This is a genomic window from Saccharibacillus sacchari DSM 19268, from assembly GCF_000585395.1.
GTDB lineage: Bacteria > Bacillota > Bacilli > Paenibacillales > Paenibacillaceae > Saccharibacillus > Saccharibacillus sacchari.
In genome coordinates this window covers 1,129,057-1,154,852 of sequence record NZ_KK073875.1, presented here as the reverse complement: position 1 = coordinate 1,154,852, position 25,796 = coordinate 1,129,057, and the positions used below count along the sequence as shown (strand labels likewise).

At 56.0% G+C, this 25,796-nt stretch carries 20 protein-coding genes; 12 read left to right on the top strand and 8 right to left on the bottom strand.

The features are described from left to right. Window positions 1-219: 219 nt before the first annotated feature. Window positions 220-1,491, top strand: coding sequence for a CYP152 family fatty-acid peroxygenase CypC (gene cypC, locus SACSAC_RS05080; RefSeq protein ID WP_037284095.1), 1,272 nt, complete (start codon window positions 220-222; stop codon window positions 1,489-1,491). A 191-nt stretch (window positions 1,492-1,682) separates the two neighbouring features. On the opposite strand, the gene SACSAC_RS05075 is transcribed toward cypC, so the two are convergent. Further along, window positions 1,683-2,885: a MalY/PatB family protein gene (locus tag SACSAC_RS05075; protein WP_037284094.1), complete on the bottom strand. Its 1,203-nt coding sequence runs from the start codon at window positions 2,883-2,885 to the stop codon at window positions 1,683-1,685. Window positions 2,886-3,162: 277 nt separating this feature from the next. Here SACSAC_RS05075 and SACSAC_RS05070 point away from each other — a divergent pair, with 277 nt between their 5' ends. Continuing rightward, window positions 3,163-5,307 (top strand): 5'-nucleotidase C-terminal domain-containing protein, encoded by a 2,145-nt coding sequence (locus SACSAC_RS05070; protein WP_037284091.1) that lies wholly within the window; start codon window positions 3,163-3,165, stop codon window positions 5,305-5,307. Window positions 5,308-5,536: 229 nt separating this feature from the next. Beyond that, a complete protein-coding gene (locus SACSAC_RS26820; RefSeq protein WP_051506878.1) occupies window positions 5,537-6,565 on the top strand; it encodes an S-layer homology domain-containing protein in 1,029 nt (342 codons plus the stop codon). Between the two features lie 109 nt (window positions 6,566-6,674). Here SACSAC_RS26820 and SACSAC_RS05060 read toward each other — a convergent pair whose 3' ends face one another. Continuing rightward, entirely contained in the window at window positions 6,675-7,304 is a 630-nt protein-coding gene (locus SACSAC_RS05060) for a DsbA family protein (RefSeq protein WP_037284088.1), read from the bottom strand. A 268-nt stretch (window positions 7,305-7,572) separates the two neighbouring features. Between SACSAC_RS05060 and SACSAC_RS05055 the strand changes: the two genes are divergently transcribed. Then, the gene (locus tag SACSAC_RS05055) at window positions 7,573-9,960 is read left to right on the top strand and encodes a glycoside hydrolase family 3 N-terminal domain-containing protein (protein ID WP_037284085.1); all 2,388 of its coding nucleotides are present in this window, start codon (window positions 7,573-7,575) and stop codon (window positions 9,958-9,960) included. Window positions 9,961-10,234: 274 nt separating this feature from the next. Here SACSAC_RS05055 and SACSAC_RS27895 read toward each other — a convergent pair whose 3' ends face one another. Together SACSAC_RS27895 and SACSAC_RS05045 are read right to left on the bottom strand one after the other, a co-directional pair. After that, window positions 10,235-10,432 (bottom strand): hypothetical protein, encoded by a 198-nt coding sequence (locus tag SACSAC_RS27895; RefSeq protein WP_156950951.1) that lies wholly within the window; start codon window positions 10,430-10,432, stop codon window positions 10,235-10,237. A 291-nt stretch (window positions 10,433-10,723) separates the two neighbouring features. Next, window positions 10,724-11,506: an SDR family oxidoreductase gene (locus SACSAC_RS05045; RefSeq protein ID WP_037284079.1), complete on the bottom strand. Its 783-nt coding sequence runs from the start codon at window positions 11,504-11,506 to the stop codon at window positions 10,724-10,726. Window positions 11,507-11,864: 358 nt separating this feature from the next. Between SACSAC_RS05045 and SACSAC_RS05040 the strand changes: the two genes are divergently transcribed. The 4 genes from SACSAC_RS05040 (at window position 11,865) to SACSAC_RS05025 (ending at window position 17,321) form a co-directional block, all read left to right on the top strand. Beyond that, on the top strand, window positions 11,865-13,661 hold the full coding sequence (locus tag SACSAC_RS05040; RefSeq protein WP_037292076.1) for an ABC transporter ATP-binding protein: 1,797 nt from the start codon (window positions 11,865-11,867) through the stop codon (window positions 13,659-13,661). Further along, window positions 13,654-15,507: an ABC transporter ATP-binding protein gene (locus SACSAC_RS05035; protein ID WP_037284076.1), complete on the top strand. Its 1,854-nt coding sequence runs from the start codon at window positions 13,654-13,656 to the stop codon at window positions 15,505-15,507. The genes SACSAC_RS05040 and SACSAC_RS05035 overlap by 8 nt, the downstream gene beginning before the upstream one ends. Window positions 15,508-15,766: 259 nt before the next feature. After that, window positions 15,767-16,909: a M20 family metallopeptidase gene (locus SACSAC_RS05030; RefSeq protein ID WP_037284072.1), complete on the top strand. Its 1,143-nt coding sequence runs from the start codon at window positions 15,767-15,769 to the stop codon at window positions 16,907-16,909. 151 nt (window positions 16,910-17,060) lie between these two features. Beyond that, window positions 17,061-17,321 (top strand): hypothetical protein, encoded by a 261-nt coding sequence (locus SACSAC_RS05025; protein WP_037284069.1) that lies wholly within the window; start codon window positions 17,061-17,063, stop codon window positions 17,319-17,321. A gap of 80 nt (window positions 17,322-17,401) precedes the next feature. Here the strand turns inward: SACSAC_RS05025 and SACSAC_RS05020 are convergent, their stop codons facing one another. The 4 genes from SACSAC_RS05020 to SACSAC_RS05005 form a co-directional block, all read right to left on the bottom strand. Then, complete coding sequence (locus SACSAC_RS05020; RefSeq protein WP_084777916.1) at window positions 17,402-18,040, bottom strand: GNAT family N-acetyltransferase; 639 nt, start codon at window positions 18,038-18,040, stop codon at window positions 17,402-17,404. Next, window positions 18,024-18,509 (bottom strand): pyridoxamine 5'-phosphate oxidase family protein, encoded by a 486-nt coding sequence (locus tag SACSAC_RS05015; protein WP_037284066.1) that lies wholly within the window; start codon window positions 18,507-18,509, stop codon window positions 18,024-18,026. Before SACSAC_RS05015 ends, SACSAC_RS05020 begins: the two co-directional genes overlap by 17 nt. A gap of 86 nt (window positions 18,510-18,595) precedes the next feature. Then, a complete protein-coding gene (gene infC / locus SACSAC_RS05010; RefSeq protein WP_037284063.1) occupies window positions 18,596-19,069 on the bottom strand; it encodes a translation initiation factor IF-3 in 474 nt (157 codons plus the stop codon). Between the two features lie 50 nt (window positions 19,070-19,119). After that, entirely contained in the window at window positions 19,120-20,175 is a 1,056-nt protein-coding gene (locus tag SACSAC_RS05005) for a LacI family DNA-binding transcriptional regulator (RefSeq protein WP_037284060.1), read from the bottom strand. Between the two features lie 555 nt (window positions 20,176-20,730). Between SACSAC_RS05005 and SACSAC_RS05000 the strand changes: the two genes are divergently transcribed. The 4 genes from SACSAC_RS05000 (at window position 20,731) to SACSAC_RS04985 (ending at window position 25,796) form a co-directional block, all read left to right on the top strand. Beyond that, on the top strand, window positions 20,731-21,582 hold the full coding sequence (locus SACSAC_RS05000; protein WP_229714154.1) for an ABC transporter permease: 852 nt from the start codon (window positions 20,731-20,733) through the stop codon (window positions 21,580-21,582). Window positions 21,583-21,606: 24 nt separating this feature from the next. Next, the gene (locus tag SACSAC_RS04995; RefSeq protein ID WP_037284057.1) at window positions 21,607-22,488 is read left to right on the top strand and encodes a carbohydrate ABC transporter permease; all 882 of its coding nucleotides are present in this window, start codon (window positions 21,607-21,609) and stop codon (window positions 22,486-22,488) included. A gap of 40 nt (window positions 22,489-22,528) precedes the next feature. Beyond that, window positions 22,529-24,130 carry an extracellular solute-binding protein gene (locus tag SACSAC_RS04990; protein ID WP_037284054.1) on the top strand — a complete coding sequence of 534 codons (1,602 nt, stop codon included), beginning with the start codon at window positions 22,529-22,531 and terminating at the stop codon, window positions 24,128-24,130. A gap of 61 nt (window positions 24,131-24,191) precedes the next feature. Beyond that, a complete protein-coding gene (locus tag SACSAC_RS04985; protein ID WP_084777915.1) occupies window positions 24,192-25,796 on the top strand; it encodes a glycoside hydrolase family 32 protein in 1,605 nt (534 codons plus the stop codon).

The following is a 25,796-nucleotide window of genomic DNA, read 5'->3' as shown; positions in this document are numbered from 1 at the left end:
TTCCCTTCTTTCTCGATAGTCTAAAATAAGGCCGAACGGATCAATGACCGGTATTGCGGCTAATTATTTTTTCGCATCGGCTGCTTGTTTGGTTCACATTTTGGAGGCGCGTATCGGATAAAATTTTCGGTTCGCTTTCCCCGCGGAAGAGGTAATAGACAAAGAGATTCTTCGGTCGCGCAAACAAGGTCGGCCGGAAACGAAGGAGGGCTTTCGATCATGACGCAAAACGAACAAACCCCGCAGGAGCACACGTTGGACAACAGCCTCGCCCTGCTCAAAGACGGCTACGATTTCATTTTCAAGCGGCGCAGGGAAATGGATACGGAAATCTTCCGCACGCGGCTGCTCGGGCAGCCCGCGATCTGCATGGGCGGCAAAGACGCGGCGGAGCTGTTTTACGACACGACGAAGTTCAAGCGCTCGGGCGCGATTCCGAAAAGGATCCAAAAATCGCTGTTCGGCGTGGACGCGATTCAGACGCTGGACGGCGACGCGCACCGCCACCGCAAAATGCTGTTCATGTCCCTGATGTCGCGCGAGCGTCTGGACGTATTCACGGAGCTGCTGCGCGAAGAATGGGAAGCGGCGGCGCGGCGTTGGGAAAAGCTCGACGAGATCGAATTGTTCGGCGAGTCGCAGGAGCTGCTGCATCGCGCGGCCTGCCGCTGGTCCGGCGTGCCGATCGACGAAGAGACGGTGCGGCAAAAAGCCGACGATATGGGCGACATGGTCGAAGCGTTCGGCGCGGTCGGTCCCCGTCACGCGGCGGGCCGAAGAGCGCGCCGGCGGACGGAGGAATGGCTGGAAGGCTTTATCCTCGACCTGCGGGCCGGCGAGTTCAAAGTGCCCGAAGACACGGCGGCTTACGCGATGGCGTTCCACCGAGATCTGCAAAACCGCGAACTCGACGCGCGGATGGCGGCGATCGAGCTGATCAATATCGTCCGCCCGATCGTGGCGATCGGACGGTACGTGGTATTCGGCGCGATTGCGCTGCACGAACATCCGCAGTACCGCGAAAAGCTGGCTGCCGACGAAAGCAAGTACCGCCAATGGTTCGTGCAGGAGACGCGCCGTTTTTACCCGTTCACGCCGTTCCTCGGCGCTTCGGTCATTCGCGATTTTCAATGGAAAGGGCATGAATTCGAGGAAGGCACGATGGTGCTGCTCGATATCTACGGCACGACGCACGATCCGAAGCTGTGGGAAAATCCGGACGTTTTCCGGCCGGAGCGGTTCGAGTATTGGGACGGCGGACCGTTCGACCTGATTCCGCAGGGCGGAGGCGGATACGACGGACACCGCTGCGCCGGCGAATGGCTGACCATCGACGCGATGCGAGTCGGCCTGGAATTCCTGGCGAAGCGGCTGGATTACGAAGTGCCGGAGCAGGATCTGGGCTTGAGCCTGTCGCGGATGCCCGCGCTGCCGGAAAGCCGGTTCAAGATGAGGAAGGTGCGCGGAAACGGTCGTTTCGCGCTTTCTTGAATACGGAACGATTTTTGTTGACGACGACTGTTTTTTGTATGCAAAAAAGCCTTTTCGGGATATCCCGAAAAGGCTTTTTCCAATACCTTGTCAACTCTAAAGCAGAGGTTTACGTTCGCCTGAAACGCGCACGCTTTAGAGGGGTTCAGACGGACGTAACCTTACTTTTAACTGGGTCAAGGTACTAGCCGTTATTTTTCTGACCGCAGTTCCCCCACCGCCGTCTTCAACTGCTCCATCGCCTGCTCGATCACGATGCGCGAACACGCGACGTTCATCCGCATGAAGCCTGCGCCTTCCTCGCCGAACATCGTCCCGTCATTGAGCGCGACGCCCGCTTTGTGCAGCAGGAACTGCATCAATTCCTTGGCGTCCAAGTTCAGCCCGCGGAAATCGATCCACAGCAGATACGTCGCTTCCGGAAGCTTCACGGACAGTTCCGGCAGATGCTCTTCAATCTGGGCCTGCACGTATTCCATGTTGCCGCGAACGTAATCCAGCAGCTCGTCGAGCCATTCGCCGCCGTGGCGGTAAGCCGCTTCGGTCGCGGTCGCGCCCATGGTGCTGATCGAGCCCAAACCGTGCATTTTGGCTACGGTGCGTTCGTACGTCGCGCGCAGCTTGCGGCTCGGGATGATAATATTCGATACGGACAACCCCGCCAGGTTGAACGTTTTGCTCGGCGCGGTACAGACGATGCAGTTGTCGCGTGCCGCTTCGGACACGGAAGCGAACGGGATATGCGTTTTCGGTTCGAAGATCAGGTCGGCATGGATCTCGTCCGCTACCACCAGCACGTCGTGCTTCAAGCAGATCTCGGCCAGCTTTTCCAGGTCTTCGCGCGCCCAGATCTTGCCGACCGGATTATGCGGACTGCATAGGATCAGCATTTTGACGTCGTCCGCCAGTTTGCGCTCCAGATCGTCGAAGTCCATCGCGTAGTCGCCTTCGTCCGATACGCTCAGCGGATTCGTGACCAACTGGCGCCCGTTTTCGCGCACGATGTTATAGAAAGGCGGATAAACCGGCGTCTGAATCGCGATCTTGTCGCCCGGCTTGGTAAATGCTTCTACGGCAAAAGCCAGCGCGGGCACGACGCCCGGCGTGAACGTGATCCATTCGGATTGGATTTCCCAATCATGGCGTTCCTTCATCCAATTCATGACGGCTTCGAAATACGCCGGCGTGCGGAACGTGTAGCCGAAAATTCCGTGATCCACGCGTTTGTGCAAAGCGTCCAACACTTCTTGCGGCGCGGCAAAGTCCATATCGGCCACCCAGAGCGGCAGGGCGTTCGGCGCTCCGAAAATCTTTTCGCGTCCGTCCCATTTTTCGGAAGCACTCTCCAAACGGTCGATTTGCGTATGGAAGTCAAAACGGCTTTTTAATGTCATCTGAAAATTCCCCCTTGATTCGACAAACATATATCTAATTTATTATGGGACACAAAACATCTAAAATCAATGGATACAACGAACATGCGGATAGACGGTTTTGTTCGGGTTTTGTAAAAAAAGAGCTTCAAAAAAGCGTTTTATGTAAAAGCTATTTACTTTTGCTTGCTTGTTTATATATGATTAAGGAGGAGAACAAGCAGTTTTGTTCGTGTTTTGTCAAGAAAGACATAGAATGAAAACAATCACAACTTTTCCTCAAGGGGGCAAAAGATTCATGAAAAGATTCAAAGCGAAGAAAAACGTCCGCGTCGCACTGGCAGCAGCGGTACTCGTAACCGGCTTGTCGCCGGCACTGGGCGGCCAATCCGTTCAAGCTGCTGCAACGACGCCGGCAAACGGATTCGATCTGCGCGTTTTACATACGAACGATACGCACGCTCACCTGGACAACATCGATCGCCGCGTGACGGCAATCAATGCGGAACGCAACGACCACACATTGCTGCTGGACGCGGGTGACGTATTCTCGGGTACGCTTTACTTCAACCAATACGGCGGCCTGGCCGACCTGTATTTCATGAACCAATTGAAATATGACGCGATGGTGTTCGGCAACCATGAGTTCGACAAAGGGCCGGCAGGCCTGGTTCCATTCGTAAAAGATGCTAAATTCCCATTCGTTAGCGCAAACATCGACTTCTCGGCGGATAAGGACCTGGGCAGCTACGCAAGCACCACGATCGGCGAACCGGGAGCGGAAGGCAAAATCTATCCGGCGATCATCAAAGAAGTCAAAGGCGAAAAAGTCGGCATCATCGGCCTGACGACAAGCGACACGATCGCGCTGGCTTCCCCGGGCGAAAACGTGAAATTCAAAGACGACGTCGAAAGCGCGCAAAAAGCAGTCGACGAACTGACGGCAAAAGGCGTAAACAAAATCATCGCGCTGTCGCACCTTGGCTACTCGGAAGACCAAGTATTGGCTAAAGAAGTGGACGGGATCGACATCATCGTCGGCGGCCACTCGCATACGAAGCTGGACGAACCTACCGTATATGAAGGCGGAGAAGCACCGGTCGTGATCGTGCAAACGGGCGAGTACGGCGTGAACCTGGGCAAGCTGGACGCGACGTTCGACGACAAAGGCGTCCTGACCAAATGGGAAGGCCAACTGATCAACGTCGACGCGAAGAACGAAGACGAGTCCTACGTGATCAAAGGCGACGAGGCTTCCGCAACCAAGCTGAAAGAATATGCGGCCAAGTTGGAAGAACTCAAAACGACGGTTATCGGCAAGTCCGACGTAACGCTGGACGGCGAGCGTAACAGCGTGCGCAAGCAAGAAACGAACCTGGGCGACTTCATGGCCGACGGCATGAGAGCCAAAGTCGAAAGCATCGTAGAACTCGGCGACGCTAAAGGCTACGTGACGATCCAAAATGCAGGCGGCATCCGCGCAACGATTCCTTCCGGCGACGTTACGCTGGGCGCATTGCTGACTACGATGCCTTTCGGCAACAACCTGAGCGCATTGAAAATGACGGGCACCGAAATCAAAGCAGCGCTGGAAAACGGCGTTAGCGGCGTGGAAACGGGCGAAGGCCGCTTCCCGCAAGTATCCGGCATGAAGTTCACTTACGATTCCGAGCAACCGGGCGAGAAGATCGATTCCGTAACGGGCGAAGTGACGCAAGAAGGTTCGCGTATTACCGATATTCAAATCCTGGGCGAAAACGGCCAATACGCGCCGATCGAGCCGAACTCGTACTACATCGTAGCGACGAACTCGTATATCGCAGGCGGCGGCGACTTCTACCGTTCGATGGCAGCAGCCAAAGAAGACGGACGTTTCTATGAACTGAACCTGGTTGACTACGAAGTATTCCGTGAATACCTCGATAGCGTAGGTACGGTTAAGCAAGCAACGGAAGGCCGGATCACGGACGCTCCGGGAACAGCTTCCGAAGCTCCGTCGGGCGAAACTCCGGCATCGGCTTTCTCGGATATCGCAACTGACGCGAATGCGGCTTCGATCGAAGCGCTGCACGCCGCTGGTTTCGTTAACGGCTATGCAGACGGAACATTCCGTCCGGCAGCAAGCGTAACGCGCGCCGAATTCGCAGCGATCCTGGCTCGTACAGTCGGCGCTGAAGGCGACGCTTCGCAGCACGCGTACACAGATAACGTTCCAACATGGGCAGCAGCTTATGTAGCGGGTCTGGAAGCACAAGGATTGCTGGGCAGCTTCGAAGGTCCGACCTTCGGCGCCAAAAAAGCGGTAACGAACGCCGAAGCCGCAGAATTGATCGCATTGGCTGCCAATGTTCAGCCGTCGACGATCGAAGTCGGCGCTGCTGACGCACAAGTCACGCGCGGTCAATTGGTAGGTCTGATTGCCAAGTACCTCGTAAAAGGTTAAACCTGATTCATGCCGATCCCGGATCGACACAATAGTTCGACAAGAAGCGGACCGCCTCCAACCAGGGAGTGCGGCCGCTTTTTTCATTAAGAACACAATTTCGAACTAAAAAAAATGCTAGCTAAGTAACTTGGATAAAGCAGGGTTTTTAACTCTCTTTTGCATCAAAAGAAGTTTTTTTGTAAGGTAGTAGAGGGAACCAGCGTTTTTAAGGAGGAGAAATGAAATCATGCACAAATCGACTACTCGCAACACGCGCAAAAAAATTCTGATTTTGGCGGCGGCATCGCTGCTTGCGGCACCGTCGTTTAGCCTGCCTGCTGTACATGCGGAGCAAACGTCCGTCTCCGCAACCAGTAGTGCTGCCGAGCCTGCTACCGGTGCAGCAACCGCCGCGCCTGCGCCAAGTACGACGCCTGCGGCTTCCGCGCCGACAGAGCCGGAAGCACAAGGCGCAGCCGTGCCTTCGACTTCCGAAGCGACGGACGGAGTATCCGGGGCTTCGAAACCTGCGGCAGAATCGGCAGCCGAAGAAGCGCCCGGGGTATCGCCGTCCTCCGGAGAAGCGGACGCCGAAGCAGCCGGACAGGCGACAGCGCCGGCCGCTACGCCGACCAAGCCCGCTTCTTCGCCTGCGACGAAGCCTGCCGCGGGTCAGCCCGCCGCAACGCCGGCAGCGCCGGAGCCTTTTTACGACATCGTGAACGACCCTAACCGCGACGCGATCATGACTCTTTATAATGAAGGAATCGTCAAAGCGGCGAAAGATCGGAAGTTCCGTCCCAAAGCCGAAATCGGCCGCGCCGACTTCACGGTCATCCTGGGACGCGCGATGAAAGCGAACGGGAGCATTTTCGATGTGTATTTCACCGACCCGATTCCCGATTGGGCGATTCGCTACGTGGGCGGATTGTCTGCTGCCGGAATCTACGAAGGGTATTTGGAAAAAGGAGATAGATTCGGCCCGAAGCTTCCCGTGACGCGCGCCGAAGCGGCCGCCATGGTCGCGCGCGCCGCCCACCTGGAATCGCAGCCGCTTCCGGAAGGACTCGGCGGCGTAGGCAATATTCCGGTCTGGGCTTTGGATGATGTAGGTGCAGCTTACGCGGCGGGTCTGATCGAAGTAACAAGCGCAGGCACGTTGAATCCGAACAAAAAGGTCACGCGCAGCGAAATGGCCGCCATGATTGCTCCGCTGCTCGAAGAGGAAGCGTTCATGACGCCGATCAAGATCGAAGAAGACATCACGCTGCCTTAATGCGTTAGTCCACGACCCCTATTGTTGCAATCGTCCATTACTTTTGGGATTTCCGTTCGCGAAGGCGGAAATTCACCCAAGATGATGGATGGTCGCAACATTTTTTTGGTTAACCGAGCACCCCGGCCAACCGCTCTTCCAATGCGGCAAGCGTCGTCGAACCGCCGCCGAGTTGGTACAACGAATCGCCTTTGCGAAGCAGAAGGGTCGGATAGCCTTGCACGCCGAGCCGCGATACGCGGATAAACTCGTTGCGGACGGAAGCGGCCGCTTCCGGCGCATGCATGAACGTTACGGCAGCTTCCGCGTCAAGACCGAATTGTGCGGCGATTTCGCGGTACGTATCGGGTTCGCTCAGACTTTTTCCATCCTGATAAAAAGCCCGCTGCATCGCCGAAGCCAGTTCCGCGGAACGCTCCGGCGCCTGAGCGCGAAGCGCCGCGAATCCGGCCGCTGCGGCTTCGGAGTCCATCACCGCTTCGCCTTTTTCGAGCAATTCGTCGTACGCGGCTCCGAATTCCGCGCCCGTCATTTCGCTGATCCGCGCATTAGCCGAAGCGATATGGGGAAACGCGCCGATCGGCTGCGCGTTGTCGCCGGTGAATAAACCGCCGGACCAAACGGACAACGGCAGTTCCGGATGATTGGCATGCAGCTTGCTTAGCGTGGAGGAAAAGCCGTAGCACCAACCGCAATAGGCATCCCATATATAGATGAGTTCGTTGTTTTCCTGTGTCATGAATAACGCTCCTTTGGAGTTCGAATAGTAGAGTGAATCGCTTGAATCGATTGTAACTTATAAAGTTACAATTAGCAATACAGGGTTGCGAATCATTTTTTATCGAAGCCGAACCTCGTTCGGGTTCACTGAAATACGAAGTTTGCCCAAGCCTGAAGGAAGCTGCGGTAGCTTTCTCCGAAAAGGTTTTATATAATAGGTTTGTCGAAATAAAGCGGTTACATGAAAATGGATTTTTGCGCTACATACTCAAAGGGGGCTATCCGATATGACGTACAAAGACCACACCCGACCGACTCAAGAACGCGTTCACAACCTGCTGACGCAGATGACGCTGGAAGAGAAAGTCGCCCAGCTTACCTCGGCACGTACCGGCAGCATGATCTCCGACGTGCAAAATTTCGTGTTCTCGGCAGAGCTGACGAGCGAGAAAGTTCCGCACGGCTGCGGATACATCAGTCGGATCGGCGGCGCGACGGATTTGCTCCCGGCGGAAATGGCGCGCGCGATGAACGCGATCCAAAAGCATTTCGTGGAGCAAACGCGTCTCGGCATCCCGGTGCTGTTCATGACCGAAGCGACGTCGGGCGTGCTCAGCCGGAACCACACCCTCTTCCCGCAAAACATCGGTGCGGGCGCGATGTTCGACGAGGAGCCGGTGCGCCGGATGGCCGACGCGATGCGCCGCGAGATGATCGCCACCGGCGAACGTTGGGCGCTCGGTCCCGTCGTCGACGTGATTCGCGATCACCGTTACGGCCGTTACGAGGAATCGTTCGGCGAAGACGCGTATCTGGTCAGCCAATACGGAACCGCTTATGTGCAGGGCTTGCAATCCGACGATCTGACGCAAGGCATCATTGCGACGCTCAAGCATTTCGTGGCGCAGGGCATCAGCGACGGCGGACGCAACTGCGGCCCGGTGCACGTGACGGACCGCGAGCTGCTCGACGAGTACGCCGTGCCGTTCGAAGCGGCGATCCGCGACGCGGGCGCGCTGTCGGTCATGGCGGCTTACCACGAGATCGACCATGTGCCGGTGCACGCGTCGTCGCATGTGTTGCGTACCCTGCTGCAAGAGCGCCTGGGCTTCGAAGGGCTAACCGTCTCCGACGGCAACGGCATCCAGCTGATCCAGTCGTTCCAGGAATACTGCGAGACGCAGGAAGAAGCCGTAAAGCTGGCGCTGGAAGCGGGCATTGAATGCGAGCTGGACTTCATGTTCGAGAAATATTTGCAGGGTTTGGTGGAAAAAGGCGACGTCGCGCTTGAGCTGGTCGACTCCGCCGTGCGCAAAGTGCTGGATCTTAAATTCCGCCTCGGGCTGTTCGACAATCCGTACGTGGACGAAGCGGCAACCGAATCTTCCGTCTGTACGCCGGACATGGTCGAACTGTCGAAGGAAATGGCGCTGCGAACCATGACCCTGCTCAAGAACGACAACGGCATCCTGCCGCTTGATCCGTCTTTGAAAAAGGTCGCCGTGATCGGCCCGTTGGCCCACGTGAAGGAATTCGGCTACAGTGATTATTCGTACCCGGCGCATATCGAGGACATGTACTACCATTCCGAAGGATTGACCGAGGAAGAGGTATTGGCGCGCACGCTCTTTTTCAAAAAGAAAGATACGCGGTATGAAGATTTGTACCATCAGGATATGCCGACCGTCTACGAAGCCTTGAAAAGCGCGCTGCCGAACGCCGACGTCGTCTACAAAACGGGCATCAAAGACACGACCGACTACAACGGCGAAGCCGACTTTTACCAGATCGAAGAAGCGGTCGAGGCGGCGCAAGATGCAGACGTCATCATCGCGGTCTGCGGCGACACGAGCGGCATGGGACGACAGAACGACAGCGGCGAATCGACGGACCGCGTGGAAATCTGTCTATCGCATGAACAGAAAAAGCTGCTGCGCGCGCTGAACGAAACCGGACGCCCGGTCGTGCTGGTATTATGCAACGCGCGCCCGCTGGAATTGCTGGAAGAAAGCCAGTCGATGGACGCGATCCTCGAAGCGTGGAAGCCTGGCATGCGCGGAGCCGACGCGATCGCGGAAACGCTGACCGGAGCCTACAACCCGGGCGGCAAGCTGTCAGTCACGCTGCCGAAAGCACTGGGCCAGCTTCCGGTACATTATTCGCAGCTCGCGACCGGGCATAAGCAATTCTGGCGCGGCAAATATCTGGAGATGGACCTGGCGCCGCTGTATCCGTTCGGCTACGGCCTGAGCTACACGACGTTCGAAGCCGAAAACGTCAGCTTCGAGCAGACGGAAAACGGGATCAAGGTGTCGGCGGACGTCGCGAACACGGGCGAACGCGAAGGCGATCAGGTGGTGCAGGTATACGTGCGCAAAAAGTACGCCAGCGTGCTGCAACCCGAACGCGAGCTGAAAGCATACAAACGCGTCAGCATTCCGTCGGGCGGAAAAGTATCGCTCGAATTCGAGATTGCGTTCGATTCGATCGGTTATCATGATCGCGATCTGAAGCTGGTACTTGAGAACGTTCAGCTTGACGTCATGCTCGGCTTCTCGTCGCAGGAGATTAAGGCGGAGGAGACGTTCCGGTTGGCGTTCGAAGGCGGGAAGCGGGAGATCGGGCGAAGAGTATTCCGGAATTCGGTCAAAGAGATCGCTCCGAGCAAGCACTGATCAAACGCATCCTAGGGCGTGTACGCAAACTCAACGCCATGCATCTTGACCTGCCTTTTCGCCCTCTGCGGCGTCATTTTCCCTTGACGTGCCCCGGCACGCCTTCAGAAAAATTCCTTGCCGAGAACGAAAATTCAGCTCAATCTGCTCCTGGCGGAGTTTGCGTACACGCCCTAGACAGGTCTGCCGAAAAAGAGTAAAGCGAAAAGCTGTCCTGCCATTTGCGGCGGACAGCTTTTTTCAACAGATCGACTATGGAAGTCCGAAAACAATCTTAAAGATAAGTTTGCGACATCAAGCTCAGTTCCCCATCGTCCTGAAGCAGAGTACGTATATCCGTCAGATTGTCCAAAGACATGGTGATCGAATAGCCTTCTCCGGCCTTGCGAACGGTATACCGCACGTCAAAAGCATGCTTCGCGCTATAAACCGTACCGTAGTTTTGATTCAGGCAATTTTCGATCCTGCTCACATGATCCCAGAGGGCATGACTAAGCATTTTTGGAAAAAGAAAAAAGAAAAGCCTGCCGAAAGGCAGGCGAACGTGTCGAGAAAGTCTAACGTAGCTGGAAGACAGAAGACGGAGAGAGAAATTCAGTGAAGGAACGATAGTGTTCGCCTTTGAAATCGGGAAAATTCCAATAAAACTTTAATCTTTTTTCCCGATTTCAACACGCGACCGGAACGAATTTTTCTCGGAGTCTTTTGTCTTCGCGCGCCAACGCGACTTTCTCGACATCCCGAGCCTATCTAAAGGCAGGCTTTACCCCACGAACAACGATTCCGCCCCGTCGATATGCACCACCGCTCCGCTCACGTGATCCGCTTCGTCCGACAGCAGGAACAGCACCAGATTCGCGACCTGCTCCGGCTTGCCGCTGCCTTCGGGCAGGGGAACGGTGCCTTCCGGGAATTCGACGGGCTTCGTTTTCATGTTCTCGACTTCCGGTTCCTGATCGCCGGTATCGGAGATATTCGTCTCGATCGTGCCCGGCGCGACGATGTTGACCCGGATATTGGACGGTGCCAGCTCGAAAGCGGCCATCTGGCCGAACGCGGCGATCGACGCTTTGGACGTACTGTAGGCAGAGAATCCTTTTTGCGAAAAGACGCGCGTGCCGCTGAGGGAACTGGTCAGCACGATGCTGCCTTTGCCGTTTTCTTTGAGGTAAGGAATGGCATATTTGACGCTGGTGAACGTGCCTTTGACGTTGTTCATCAGCGTCTTGTCCCAATCGTCGTCTTCAATGGATTCAATCGGGCCGACGACGCCGAGAATGCCCGCGTTGGCGAACAGCGTGTCGATTTTGCCGTATTCAGCCGCAACCTGCTTCAGCGCGTCGCGATACTGCGTCGGCTCGGAGATGTCGACGGTCAGCGCCAGCGCTTGTCCGCCTGCCGCTTCGATCTCCGCGCGAACTTTGTCGGCGGCGTCCGCATGCAGATCGATCAGGGCGACTTTGGAACCTTCTTCGGCCAGCCGCAGCGCGGCGGCGCGTCCGATGCCGGAACCGGCTCCGGTGACGACCGAGACTTTGCCGTTCATTCGTGGAGAATAGGACAAGGGATACACTCCTTCGAATAGTTAGATTTAGGGCGGCGCGTACTTGCGGATCATCGCGCCGCCTTCGCTCGTTGGTATAGTTACCCAATCGATCCCTGATCAATCACGCATAAATATACGAAATTTTATCTTTCTCTGCGCAAACCAAGTTATTCCGCCTAAGGGAAGGGTAAATAATTTTTAACATATCATGTCGGTAAGAAGAAGATCAGCAATTTGTAAAAAGGTTAACGATTTGTGGCTTACTGTCAGGCTCATGTCAGGAAGAATCCGGTATACTGGAAATATCGTCTGTTTGCAAGGTTATGAAAATACGGTCGTAGGGTTCGGAGGAATGATTATGTCGCTTGTCTTTTCCTTTTTAAAGAAGTACCGCACCGCATCGCTGCTCGCGCTGCTGATGATGGTGATCGAGCTGACGGTCGAACTGGCGCAGCCGTACCTCATCTCGAAGATCATCGACGACGGGATCGCCAATTCGGACCTCAGCGTCGTTTGGATGTGGGGCGGCGTTCTGCTGCTCGGTACCCTGTTCGCGTTCGCGGCCGGTATCGCCAGTTCGTTCTTCGCTTCTTATGCCAGCCAAGGATTCGCCAGCGATTTGCGCGAGACTTTGTACGATAAAGTGCAATCGTTTTCGTATTCGGTGTTCAGCAAATTCGCCACGTCTTCGTTGATCACTCGAATGACGGGCGACATCACGATGCTGCAAGACACCATATTTATGAGCCTGCGCTTCATGACCCGCGTGCCGCTTGTCGTGATCGGCAGCGTCGCGATGGCGATGATCGTCAATTTCAAGCTGGGTCTGCTGCTTGCGCTCACGGTGCCGTTGCTGTTGGTCTTCGTATTGTGGATCATGCGCCGCGCGGGCGCGATGTTCAAGAACGTGCAGAAGCGTCTGGACAAGGTGAACGGCGTCATTCAGGAAAACCTGACCGGCATCCGCCTGATCCGCGTATTCGTTCGCATGAAGCACGAGAACGGGCGCTTCGCCGCTTCCAGCGGCAAACTGATGAAGAATACGGTAGCCGCGCTGCGTCTGACCGAAACGACGATGCCGTTCATCATGCTCGTCATGAATGCTTCGATTATCGCCGTGCTGTGGTTCGGCCGCGCGGATATCGCGTCCGGCAGCGCCAGCGTCGGCGAAGTGGTCGCGGTCGCCAACTATGCGCTGCGTACCATCGGCGCGCTGTCGGCCTTTTCCTGGATCGCCGTAACCTTCTCGCGTGCCGGGGCTTCGGCGCAGCGCGTGAAGGAAGTACTGGATACGGAAAACGGCGAATTCAAGCAAAATAAGGCTTACGGACACGAAAGCGGAGATTCCGCCCTTGCATTCGAGCAATCGCGGACGGATGCGACGAGCGCCCATTACGGCGGCGCCGCGATCGCGGGCAAAGTCGAATTCCGCAACGTTTCGTTCAAATATCCGACCAGCGACATCAAAGTGCTGGAAGAGATTTCGTTCGAGATCGGCGCGGGCAAGCGCGTAGCGATCATGGGCGCGACCGGATCGGGCAAGTCGTCGCTCGTTCAGCTTATCCCGCATCTGTATGATCGGGACAAAGGCGAAATTATGATCGACGGTCGAAGTATTGACGAGTGGGACACCGAGCATCTGCGCCGCAGCATCGGTTACGTGCCGCAGGAAGTACTGCTGTTCACCGGCTCGATCCGCGAAAATATCGCTTGGGGACGCGAGGATGCAACGTTCGAAGAGATCGAGGAAGCCGCGAAGATCGCCCAGATCCACGAAACGGTGGAAAAGCTGCCGAACGGCTACGATACGCAGCTCGGCCAACGCGGCGTAAACCTGTCCGGCGGGCAGAAACAGCGGCTGTCGATTGCCCGGGCGCTGGTGCGCAAGCCGTCCATTTTGATTCTCGACGACAGCACGAGCGCGCTCGATCTGGCGACGGAAAGCCGTCTGCTCGGCGCGCTGGAAGACATCTCGTGCACGACTTTCCTGATCACGCAGAAGATCAGCTCCACGCAGGCGGCGGATCTGATCCTGCTGCTGGACGAAGGCCGTTTGATTGCGGGCGGCACGCACCAGGAATTGATGCGCGTGTCGGAATTGTACCGCCATATTTACGAATCCCAATTCGAACAGGGGGAAGCGCTGCATGCCTAATGGATGGACTGAAGCTTTCCGCCAGCCGAGGCCTCCGGTCATCGCGGATCCGTCGAAAGCAAGCGGAGAATACAAGAAGAAAAAGCGGGCCAAAAACGTATCCGGGACATTGGCCCGCATCTGGAAATACCTAGCCCAGCGCAAGCTGAAACTCGGACTCGTGTTGTTCATGGTGTTAATCAGTTCGGCGTTGTCGCTGCTGGGACCGTACATGATCGGAGTCGCGGTCGACGATTATTTGAGCGGCGACGGCGCGTTCTGGGGACTGGGTTGGGTCTGGTTCCTGGGCGTGCTCGGCGTCGTGTACCTGCTCGGACCGATTACCATGTTCCTGCAAAGCATCTGGATGATCGAGATCGCGCAGGAAACGGTGTACCGGATGAGAGTCGATCTGTTTTCCCATCTGCATAAACTTCCGATCCCGTTTTTCGGCAAACGCCAGCAAGGCGAGCTGATGAGCCGGGTGACGAACGATATCGAGAACGTCAGCGCCACGCTTAACAGTTCGGCAATCCAGATTTTTTCCAGCGTGCTGATCCTGTTCGGGACGCTCGGCGTCATGCTCAGTCTCAGCCCGCTGCTGACGCTGCTTACGTTTATCGTGGTGCCGCTGATGGCGGTCGGGATGCGCTGGATCACCCGCCGCACCGGCCCGCTGTTCAAGGAACGCCAGAGCAATCTCGGCGATCTGAACGGCTATATTGAAGAAACGCTGTCGGGACAACGCATCATCAAAGCTTTTTCCCAGGAAGACCGAGTGAAAAAAGAGTTTGCGGTCCGCAACGAGCGCATACGTTTGTCCGGCTTTTGGGCGCAGACCATTTCCGGCATGATTCCGAAACTGATGAACAGCCTGAACAATCTCAGCTTCGCGCTGGTTGCCGGGATCGGCGGCATTCTCGCGATCAACGGTCAGGTGACGATCGGCGTCATCATCGTGTTCGTCGAATACGCGCGCCAATTCACCCGTCCGCTGAACGATCTGGCGAATCAGTGGAACACGCTGTTATCGGCCATTGCCGGAGCGGAGCGGGTATTCGAGATCATGGACGAAGAAGTGGAGAACAAAGACGAAGGCAAAGCGGCCAAGCTCGACAAGATCGAAGGCTCGGTCAAGTTCGACAGCGTTTCGTTCGGTTATGACGAAGGGCGAAATACGCTGTCGGACATCTCGTTCGAAGCCAAGCCCGGCGAGACGATCGCTTTGGTCGGTCCGACGGGCGCGGGCAAAACGACGCTGATTCAGCTGCTGTCGCGTTTCTACGATGCCAGCGGCGGGAAAATCACTATCGACGGCCGCGAGATCGGCAGCATCCAACGGGAAAATCTGCGTTCGCATATGGCGTTCGTGCTTCAGGAGACGTTCTTGTTCGAAGGCACGATCCGCGAGAATATCCGGTACGGACGGCTTGATGCAACGGACGAAGAGATTGAGGAAGCGGCGAAACTCGCCAACGCGCATTCGTTTATCGCCCGTTTGCAGGACGGCTACGACAAGATGCTGGACAACGGCGGCAGCGGCATCAGCCAGGGGCAAAAGCAATTGCTCGCCATTGCTCGCGCCATGCTGGCCGATCCGGCGATCCTCGTGCTCGATGAAGCGACGAGCAGCATCGATACGGTGACGGAGATCAAGATTCAGCAGGGTCTTCAACGCCTGATGAAAGGCCGTACCAGCTTCGTGATCGCCCATCGTCTCAATACGATTCGCCAAGCCGATCAGATTCTGGTCTTGAAGGACGGCGGCCTGCTCGAACACGGTTCGCACGACGAGCTGCTGAAGCAGGGCGGGTTCTATAGCGGGCTGTATCACGGTCAGGGAATCGAAGGCGAAGCCGGAGATTGAACCGTCGGCCGCTGTGGGTTATCTGTTCTTGGCGGGTTTCGATACGCAGACCTGTCCGGGCTGATACGCCTATCTATCTCGCAACGTTAAAAAGCTTGCCTTCGGGCAGGCTTTTTTGTTGGGCATAAACCGTGGATATTGGAAAGTTTTCTTTGCGCTTATCGAATCTTTTTTCCCGTATCCAACGAATTCTATAACCTGACCCAAACGTACCCGTGCCTATAATGAAACGGAGAATACGGAAAAGGGGCGAAAAACAATGGGGAAATGGAATTGGGAGACGGCCGAAACTGAAATTTTGGCGCTGCTCGAACGTCTGGTCAATATCGACAGTGGAACGTTCGATAAGCCGGGCGTCGATGCGGTGAGAGCGGTGTTGGCGCAGCATTACGAAGCGCTGGGCTTCAAGGTGGAAAAAGACGAACAAACCGAGCGCGGCGATAATTTGCTGATTACGCATAAAGACGCCGTTGATCCCGATATCTTAATCGTTGCGCATATGGATACGGTATTTCCGCAAGGAACGGTAGCGGCAAGACCTTTTTCCCGGGATGAACAGCGCGCTTATGGGCCGGGCGTCGTCGATATGAAGGGGAGTCAGGCGACTACGCTGTACGCGCTGAAGTATTTGATTGCGATCGGCAGCGAAGCGTATCGGCGGGTGCGTCTCGTATTGAATACGGACGAAGAGATCGGTTCCGTGCACTCCAGGCGGCTGATCGAAGAACAGGCGAAGCTAAGCCGTTATGCCTTGATCGTAGAGCCGAGCGACGACGCAGGGACGTTGGTCACGGGGCGCCGGGGCGGCGGCAAATACGATCTGCATATCCGCGGCGTCGCGGCTCATTCGGGCGCGGAACCGGAAAAAGGCCGCAGTGCGATCGCAGATTTGGCGCACAAGATCGTCAAGCTGCACGCGCTGACGGATGCCCCTTCGGGCGTGCATGTGAATGTGGGCATCGTGGCAGGCGGGACATCGGGGAATACGATCGCGCCGAACGCTTTTGCCAAGATTGATCTGCGCATGGAAACGGCGGAGCAGGCGATCGAATACGATGGACGCATCCGGGAGATCGCCGCGGCGGTCGACATCGAAGGCACAAGCACAGAGTTGATCGGCGGCATCACGCGTCCTCCGACGATCCGGACGGAAGGTTCCGACCGATTGTTCGCGATTGTTGTTGAAGAAGCGGCCAAGCTCGGCGAAACGATCATAGGCAAAAACGTCGGTTCCGGCTCGGACGGCAACCTGACTTCCGCGCTCGGCATTCCGACAATCGACGGGCTGGGACCAAGAGGAGGGAATCTGCACGAAGCGGACGAGTATTTGCGCATCGACACGCTTGTGCCGAGAACGAAGCTGCTTGCCGCGCTGATCGAACGGCTTGGCACGGAGAAGTGATCGAATAACAAACGGGTCAAAAGCGGCGGTTCAAAAAGGCTTGATGCTTTTTTGCCGTCAATCCATCCATGCTCCCTGTCCCGCTCATCGCCCCTGCACGTCAGATCGACTATAATGGGGATAAAAGAGAAGACGGAGGAGGAACATCGATTTGCTCGTATATATCATGTTGGCATTAATGCTCGTTTCGGCGGGAATCATCACGTTCCGTCTCGTTCGCTACGGCGCGGAGTATCACTTGGCGGAAAACGCGGCCATGGCGATCATCGTGAGCGTCGCGGCTTCAATCCTTGCCGAGCCGGGCACTTGGTTCAGTTGGGTGCGTTATATCTATATTGTGATCGGCGCGGCGTACATCGCCTATGGAGCGTACGGGAAATATAAAGGCGGAACGGACGGGTACGGACAGTGAAATCAGAGTTATTCCGTGGAAAAAGAAAACCGGGAACGTTCGCACAAGCGAACGTTCCCGGTTTTTTACCGTTAAAGTGGTTAGAAGCACGGAAGCGAATCGAAATCGCTTTTAAGCATGGCGTAAGCCGCAAGGTCCACGTAACGCCCTTTTTCGAACTCGTGCTGGCGCAGCAGGCCTTCCCGCACGAACCCGAGCTTGTCCATCAGGCGGACGGAAGCCGCATTGTCCGGGTCGACGCGGGCTTCGATCTTGTTCGCCGCGAGCGGGCCGAAACCGAAGCCCAGCACGGCGCGGACCGCTTCGGGCATATAGCCTTTGCCCCAATGCTGGCGTGCCAGATCGTAGCCGATCTCCATCCGGTTATGCTGTCGCTCGATGCCGAGAAATCCGCAGGTGCCGACGAAAGATCCGGTGTCCTTTTCTTCGATCATCCAGCGGAGCCCCGTTCGTTCGCGGAAAATGCGGGCGTGCCAGCCCATTTCGTCGTCCGCTTCCTCAATCGATTCGAACGGGTCGAGCGGCATGTAACGCATTACTTCTTCGTCCGCGTAAAGCGCGAAAAAGCCTTCCCTGTCGCCGTGAACCGCTTGGCGCAGAATCAGGCGGGGCGTGTCCAGCTTCGGAAACCCGTTCCAGTCGAACGGCAGGCCGGCGCTTTTCGTCGGCGTCGTCGTTTGCCGAACGGTCTTTTCGTTCTCTTCATTCGTTTCGTTCATCGCTTTTCAATTCCTCCAATGTTTCTTCCCACCGGACGACAACGGCCTGCGGGTCGTTCAATTCAATCGAGATCCCGCTTGTCAGCGTCGCGTATTTGGCGGTGTCGGCACGGGTTTCGAGCACATGCGCGGCGAACCGCGCACGCGGATGCTTAGCGTTTTCCAGCTCGGGCAGCGCTTCGGCTTGAAGCCGGACCGTGTACGACACGCCGCCGTGAACGACGCCGAGCAGCGCTTTGCCGTCCCGCAGCAGATTCGTTGTCGTGTTCGTGCCGATCCACAACGCGATGCGCAAGCGTTCGCGGGATTCCGCGACGACTTCGCCCGCGCTTACCATGGCCTGATGCGGATAACCTTTCGCATCGACGGTATGCAGAGTCATGGCGATCTGTGTTTTTTCGCCGAGACGCGTGCCGTCGAGCAGCGCATATAGGGCGTCCTCCAAAACGGATTGTTGATCGTGATTCATTCGTCTCCCGCCTTTCTGTGCCTATGCAAAAGCAAAAGCGGCTGATCTCAATCCATAGACGCAGCCGCCGCGTTTTTCGTTTTCTTTTATACCGGATCGACCTGCACCGCAACCTGTTTGCCGCTGACTTGAATTCCGGTTTTTTTCGTGCCGACTTCTTTTAAATCCCGCAGCAGTTCCTCGAGCAGCTCTTTGCCCTTAGCGCCTTCTTTGCCGGATACCTTGACCACGAACTGAACCGAATCGCCGCCTTCGAGAATGCGCTGCGCCTGGTTCTTTTTCGTGTCGTAGTCATGTTCTTCGATATTCGCCGTCAGCCGGATTTCCTTGATCTTGGCCGGACGCGCCGCTTTCTTCTCCTGCTGCTTCGCTTCTTTGGCTTTGCCGGAAGAGATAAGAGCGCACGGCGGCGGGCTGGAGTAGAGGGAGGTGCAGACGAGGTCCACGCCCAATTCTTTTGCCAGCTTGAGCGCTTCGCTTGTCGGCATGACGCCGAGCGCCTCGCCGTTGACACCGGTCACGTCGACTTCGGCAGCTTTTATTTTTTCGTTTTTGATCATGAAGATTCGCTCCGTTTCTGTTCGCAGTTTTCGTTACAACCGAATTCTTGTCAAACTTGATTGCCGATCTGTTCGCCCTGCGTCGATTCCCGGAAGATCGGCTTCGTATACGCATGCGTGACGTGATACGGCTGCCGGGGATTGCGAATGCGCGATAGCAGCATTTCTCCGGCTTTGACGCCCATATCGCTGCTGTAGATATGCACGGTCGTCAAATGGGGTTCGACGATCCGCGATTCGGACGAGTCGTCGAAGCCGCAGACGCGCACGTCGCCGGGAACGGACGCGCCGCTGTTTTTGAGGGCTTTCATCAGGCGCACGGCGATAAAGTCGTTGGCGCATACGAAGGCCTGCGGCAGCCGCCCGATACTTTCGAGTTTGCGTTCCATCCAATCGGTCTCGAACAGGAAAAATCGGTCTTCGTCCAAAATGGACTGTTCGCGCGGAATGTCCAAGCCGGCATCCGCCAAAGCTCGGCCGTAGCCGATCCAGCGCTCGCGGAAGCTTTTGCAATGGTTATAGTCGCCGGCGAATCCGATTTCGGTCAAGCCGTCGGCAAGCAGATCGCGCGTCAGGGCATAGGTGCTGTGCTCGTTTTCCATCAATAAAACGTCGGCGCCGAAATCCGGATAGAACGCGTCGGCCGCGCAGTCGATAAAAATGACGGGAATATCAAGCTCCGTCAATAATCGGCTATACGCGGGGTCGAACAATTCGATGCAGACGATCCCGTCTACGCCGGCGGCATCGAAGTTGACGGGAAGCGCCCGTTCGCCGCGCTCGTCGTCACGCACGATATGGATCGATAGGTTATAGCCTTCCATGCTGATCTTCTGTTCGAGTCCGCTGATGACCGGAGAGCCGAAATGTGACGTATTGGGCATATTCGTGGTCAGCAGCGCGATATTGCCCGTCTTTTTGGGAAGCAGACCGTCGGTTTCCATATAGGCGAACTGTTTGTATTTCAGCTCGATCGCCTTTTTGATCACGCGGGCACGGGTTTCTTCAGGAATGCCCCCGGTATCGTTCAACGCTTTGGACGCCGTGTTGCGGGAGATTCCCAGCGCGTCGGCGATATGTTGAATCGTGACTTTCTCTTTGGCCATGGGATGTTTTCCACCTTTATCGGTTCGGTTGAATACGGGGATTTTCGGTCGAAAAGCGGCGCGAAGATATGGCTTTCCTTCCAAGGACGAATCGAAACCTTCACGCGTTATGAAGGTTTTGCCGCGTCGAACGATAGATTCGATACGCTTAACGCATGAGTCAAATGTATCGTAAAAAGTGTTAAATAGCAATCTGATTGTTACATTTGTAAAGTTGTTAAAAGGGGATATGTGTATCCGGATAAACAAATGTAAAAATTATTTTTACAAAATTAATTGACATATGAATATTTATTCTGGTAAATTGTAAACGCGGAATAGGTCAAATGTGAAATGTAAGCCCTTACTGATTCCGCCGACAAATTAATCGGGCCTGTACGCGGCGCCGAAGATGAACTTCAAAAGTTTCGCGTATGCACCTTAGCTGGAAATGGAGGAAGGGGAATGCAAAATTCGGCACAAACCGGGAAAAGCGGCCCGCTGATCAAACAAAAACAAACGGCAAGCCGCGGACGGGGAACGTTCAAAAAGAACGGTTTTTTGTATCTTTTGCTGATGCCGGCGCTTTTATTGACCTTGATTTTCAAGTATGTCCCGATGTACGGAGCCGTGATCGCGTTCAAGGAGTTTAGCCCGATCCGGGGCATTCTGAACAGCGAATGGGCGGGATTCAAGTATTTCGAAAAATTCCTGCTCTCGCCAAACTTCGAAGTCATTTTCATGAACACGCTTAAATTGAGCTTTTACGGATTGCTGTTCGGGTTCCCGATTCCGATCCTGCTCGCGCTGATGCTTAATCAAGTGCGCAAAGCCGGAGCGAAAAAGAACATTCAATTGTTTCTGTACGCGCCCAATTTCGTATCGGTCGTTGTTATCGCGGGAATGCTGTTCATTTTCTTGTCGCCGACCGGACCGATCAACGCGATCGCGACCTGGATTTTCGGCCAGCCGCTCATGTTCATGACCGACCCGGCTTACTTCCGCTGGGTGTACATCCTGTCGGATATCTGGGCGACGGCGGGCTGGGCTTCGATCATTTACGTGGCGGCGCTCGCGGGCGTCGATCCTGAGCTGCATAACGCGGCCAGCCTCGACGGGGCAAGCCTGATGCGCCGAATTTGGCATATCGACCTGCCGACGATCAAGCCGATCATGGCGATCGTGTTCATTCTGGCAGCGGGCGGCATCATGTCGATCGGTTTCGAAAAAGCGTACCTGCTGCAAACGTCGATGAACCTTCCGTCTTCGGAAATCATTGCGACGTACGTCTACAAAGTCGGTCTGCAATCGGGCGATTATTCGTACTCGGCGGCGGTGGGACTGTTCAATTCGGTCATCAACGTCATCCTGCTGCTTACCGTGAACTTCGTGGTCAAAAAGCTCAACGACAATCAGGGGCTTTATTAAAAGAAGCGGAAAGGAGAACATCCGATGACTGTCAAAAATACGCCGTTCGACCGCTTCCTGCTGGTACTGAACGGATTGTTCCTGACGCTGGCCGTACTGGTCGTGGTGGTTCCGTTCGTGTATATCATCGTCGCGTCGTTCATGGACCCGACCGTGCTGCTCAACCGGGGGTTATCGCTTAATCCGTCCGACTGGAGCCTGGAGGGGTATCGGAAAATATTGAGCAACGACGCCATGATCCGCGGATTTTTCAACTCGCTGCTGTATGCCGGCGCGTTCGCAATCTTCACGGTGCTGGTGTCGATCTGCGCGGGGTATGCGCTCGCCGACGATACGCTGGCGGGACGCAAGCTGGTCATGACGCTGTTCCTCATCACGATGTTTTTCGGAGGAGGTCTGATTCCTACATACCTCCTGATCCGCCAGCTCGGCATGCTCGATACGCCGTGGGCGCTGATCATTCCCGGAGCCGTCAACGTATGGAATATCATTTTGGCCCGGACTTTTTTCAAAAGCATCCCCAAAGAACTCAAAGAAGCCGCGAACGTCGACGGCGCGTCCGAATTCAAAATCTTCATGCGCATCGTCATTCCGCTGTCCAAGCCGATCATGTTCGTGCTGGCGCTGTACGCGTTCGTCGGGCAGTGGAACTCGTACTTCGACGCCATGATTTATCTCGAAAATTCCAAACTGTTCCCGCTTCAACTCGTGCTGCGTTCGATCCTGATCCAGAATCAGGCGGCACCGGGGATGATCGGCGATCAGCAGGCGATGGCGGAACTGAAGCGCTTGTCGGAAATGATCAAATACTCGTCGATCGTGATTTCCAGCTTGCCGCTGATCGTCATGTATCCGTTTTTCCAAAAGTATTTCGAAAAAGGCGTCATGGTCGGCTCTCTGAAATAAGGCCGCTTGCGCATCCATCATCCCAAGGAGGAATTTGGTTATGAAAAAACTTCGCCTGCCCCACTGGAAACAAGCGCTCGCCGCATCCGCGTTGTCGACCGTTCTGCTGGTCACCGCCTGCGGAGGCGGATCGTCCGAACCTCAGCAGACTGCCGACGGCAAACCGATTTTGCGCCTGCTGACCTCCAGCTCGCCGCTCGCTCCTGCCGACCCGAACGAGAAGCTGATCGTCAAACGGCTTGAAGAAAAAACGGGCGTGCATATCGATTGGACCAGCTACACCAGCGACGTATTCGTGGAAAAACGCAACCTGGCAATGGCCAGCGGCGATCTGCCGGATGCCGTCTTTGCCGCGGAATATAGCGACTATGACCTGCTGAAGCTGGCGAAAGACGGAGCGATCGTGCCGTTGGAAGAACTGATCGACGGGCAGATGCCGAACCTCAAAAAAGTGCTGGACGAAAATCCCGAATACCGGGCGATGATTACGGCGCCGGACGGCCATATCTACGCGTTCCCGTGGATCGAAGAACTCGGAGCGGACAAAGAACGCATCCAAGCGGTCGACAATATGCCGTGGATCAACGTCGAATGGCTGGACAAGCTGGGACTTGAGATGCCGACGACCACGGAGGAACTCAAAGAGACGCTGGTCGCCTTCAAAACGCAGGATCCGAACGGCAACGGCGAAGCCGACGAAATTCCGCTGTCGTTTATCGACAAGCCGGGCGGCGAAAACCTGACGTTCCTGTTCGCGGCGTTCGGCCTGGGCGAAAATCCGGACCACTTGGTCGTGAGCGATGACGGCAAAGTGATCTTCACCGGCACGGAACAGGGCTATAAAGACGCGGTCAATTACGTGTACGATCTGTACGACAACGGACTGATCGACATCGAATCGTTCCAGCAGGATTGGAATACGTACGTCGCCAAAGGCAAAGACGACCGTTACGGGTTGTACTTCACTTGGGACAAAGCGAACATTACGGGCATGAACGACAAATACGACCTGATGCCGCCGGTGGCGGGGCCGAGCGGCGAAGTGAATGTGACGCGCAATAACGGCATGGGCTTCATGCGGGGTTCGATGGTCGTCACTAGTACCAACCAACAGTTGGAAACGACGGCCAAATGGGTAGACGCGCTCTACGACCCGCTTCAATCCGTTCAGGATAACTGGGGCACGTACGGCGACGAGAATCAGCAGAACATTTTCGAATTCGACGAAAGCAAGCAAATGCTCAAGCATCTGCCGCTCGAAGGCTCGGCTCCGGTCGAAGTGCGCCAAAAGACGAGCATCGGCGGACCGCTGGCGATTCTCGACGAATACTTCGGCACGTACACGACCATGCCGGATGATGCCAAATGGCGCATGGATCTGATGAAAAAAGTGCTCGTACCGCATATGACCGCCGAAAACACGTATCCGAACGTCTTTTTCAGCATCGACGAACTGGACCGGCTGTCCACGATCGAAGCCGACCTGTTCCCGTACATGCTGCGCAAACGCACGGAATGGTACCAGAACGGCAAAGTCGACAGCGAGTGGAACGAATATCTGCAAGAGCTGGATCGTTTGGGATTGCAAGAATGGCTCAAGATCCGTCAGGAAGGTTATGACCGCAGCGTCGCCCAGCCTTAAAGAATCGTCGGCGGGGCGATAAAGAGATCCGAGAAAAAGAAGCACGGGAGGCTTATCAACGATGACGATACAAGCGACAACGCCCGATTACCGGGGCATTTATCACTTTTCGCCGGCAAAGCACTGGATGAACGATCCGAACGGCATGGTGTTTTTCGACGGGGAGTACCATTTGTTTTTCCAACATCATCCGTTCGGCACGACATGGGGACCCATGCACTGGGGACACGCGGTGACGCGCAATCTGATCGATTGGGAGGAGCTGCCGGTCGCGATCGAACCGGACGAACACGGCACGATTTTTTCGGGCAGCGCGGTAGTGGATACGCACAATACGACCGGCTTTTTCCCGGACGGACCGGGGTTGATCGCGATTTTCACCCATCATCTCGAGCGTCCGGGAATGCCGACCGTGCAAACGCAGAGTCTGGCTTACAGCCGGGACAAAGGGCGTACTTGGAATAAATATGAAGGCAATCCCGTTCTGAAACGCGAAGGCTGGCCGGATTTCCGCGACCCGAAGGTATTTTGGCACGAACAGACGCGGCAGTGGATCATGGTGCTCGCCTGCGGGCAAATCGTATCGTTCTATCGGTCGCCGAATTTGAAAAATTGGACGTTCGGCAGCGACTTCGGCGACGGGATCGGTTCGCACGACGGCGTATGGGAATGCCCGGATTTGTTCGAGCTGCCCGTCGACGGCGATCCGTCGAACAGCCGCTGGGTGCTGCTGGTCAGCATCGGCGACAACGGATCGGGCAAAGAAGGGTCGCGGACGCAGTATTTCACGGGCGATTTCGACGGCGAGACGTTCATGCCGGATGAAGCGTCCAGCGAAGTCCGCTGGCTTGATCACGGACGCGACAATTATGCCGGCGTGAGCTGGTCGGACATGCCGGCCGAAGACGGCAGACGGCTGTACGTGGGCTGGATGAGTAATTGGCGCTACGCGAATTCGACGCCGACCGACGGTTGGCGCGGCGCGATGACGCTGCCGAGAGAATTGACGCTGGAGACGGTATGCGGCGTCGAGACGTTGATGCAGCGTCCGGCCCGGGAAGTCGAAGCGGCGCGGGTGCCGGTATTGGAACTGCAAAACGTATCGTTGAGCGAACTGCGCGGAGCGCTGAAGCCGCTGCGGTTGGATGCGTTCGAATTGGAGGTACAAGCGCAGGCGGGACAATCGTTCGGATTCCGGCTGCGTGAAGGAGAGCGGTGCGGCACGTCGGTCGGGTTCGATGCCGACGCGAACGAGTTGTATATCGACCGCAGCGAAGCGGGCGAGAGCGATTTTTACGAGCATTTCGCGGACCGTCATTCGGCTCGGACTTCCGTACCTTCGGCTTCGGCGCAAAAGGCGCGGTCGGAGTCGGAAACTTCGGAGGCATCCGGTCAGGCGTACGCAGCGGTCGCATCCGATACGTGTCTAAGGATCTTCGTCGACCGCTCTTCGGTGGAAGCGTTCGAAGGCGACGGACGTCTCGCGATGACCGACCTGATCTTTCCGGAACCCGAAGCGGATCGCTTATCGGCATTCGGCGACGAGGACGGCATGGTCTTCCGCACTGTCGCGATCCGGAAGATTCAAAGCTCCGCCGGATTCGTTCCGGAGAACGGTGCCGTTTCCGAAACGGCCAACTGCAAGCCGGTTTCGAAGGAGGACTGA

What these genes read in the sequence shown, in the direction of transcription:
- cypC (WP_037284095.1), top strand. Translation starts at nt 220, where the DNA reads ATGACGCAAAACGAACAAACCCCGCAGGAGCACACGTTGGACAACAGC.
- SACSAC_RS05075 (WP_037284094.1), bottom strand. Translation starts at nt 2,885, where the DNA reads ATGACATTAAAAAGCCGTTTTGACTTCCATACGCAAATCGACCGTTTG.
- SACSAC_RS05070 (WP_037284091.1), top strand. Translation starts at nt 3,163, where the DNA reads ATGAAAAGATTCAAAGCGAAGAAAAACGTCCGCGTCGCACTGGCAGCA.
- SACSAC_RS26820 (WP_051506878.1), top strand. Translation starts at nt 5,537, where the DNA reads ATGCACAAATCGACTACTCGCAACACGCGCAAAAAAATTCTGATTTTG.
- SACSAC_RS05060 (WP_037284088.1), bottom strand. Translation starts at nt 7,304, where the DNA reads ATGACACAGGAAAACAACGAACTCATCTATATATGGGATGCCTATTGC.
- SACSAC_RS05055 (WP_037284085.1), top strand. Translation starts at nt 7,573, where the DNA reads ATGACGTACAAAGACCACACCCGACCGACTCAAGAACGCGTTCACAAC.
- SACSAC_RS05045 (WP_037284079.1), bottom strand. Translation starts at nt 11,506, where the DNA reads ATGAACGGCAAAGTCTCGGTCGTCACCGGAGCCGGTTCCGGCATCGGA.
- SACSAC_RS05040 (WP_037292076.1), top strand. Translation starts at nt 11,865, where the DNA reads ATGTCGCTTGTCTTTTCCTTTTTAAAGAAGTACCGCACCGCATCGCTG.
- SACSAC_RS05035 (WP_037284076.1), top strand. Translation starts at nt 13,654, where the DNA reads ATGCCTAATGGATGGACTGAAGCTTTCCGCCAGCCGAGGCCTCCGGTC.
- SACSAC_RS05030 (WP_037284072.1), top strand. Translation starts at nt 15,767, where the DNA reads ATGGGGAAATGGAATTGGGAGACGGCCGAAACTGAAATTTTGGCGCTG.
- SACSAC_RS05020 (WP_084777916.1), bottom strand. Translation starts at nt 18,040, where the DNA reads ATGAACGAAACGAATGAAGAGAACGAAAAGACCGTTCGGCAAACGACG.
- SACSAC_RS05015 (WP_037284066.1), bottom strand. Translation starts at nt 18,509, where the DNA reads ATGAATCACGATCAACAATCCGTTTTGGAGGACGCCCTATATGCGCTG.
- infC (WP_037284063.1), bottom strand. Translation starts at nt 19,069, where the DNA reads ATGATCAAAAACGAAAAAATAAAAGCTGCCGAAGTCGACGTGACCGGT.
- SACSAC_RS05005 (WP_037284060.1), bottom strand. Translation starts at nt 20,175, where the DNA reads ATGGCCAAAGAGAAAGTCACGATTCAACATATCGCCGACGCGCTGGGA.
- SACSAC_RS05000 (WP_229714154.1), top strand. Translation starts at nt 20,731, where the DNA reads ATGCCGGCGCTTTTATTGACCTTGATTTTCAAGTATGTCCCGATGTAC.
- SACSAC_RS04995 (WP_037284057.1), top strand. Translation starts at nt 21,607, where the DNA reads ATGACTGTCAAAAATACGCCGTTCGACCGCTTCCTGCTGGTACTGAAC.
- SACSAC_RS04990 (WP_037284054.1), top strand. Translation starts at nt 22,529, where the DNA reads ATGAAAAAACTTCGCCTGCCCCACTGGAAACAAGCGCTCGCCGCATCC.
- SACSAC_RS04985 (WP_084777915.1), top strand. Translation starts at nt 24,192, where the DNA reads ATGACGATACAAGCGACAACGCCCGATTACCGGGGCATTTATCACTTT.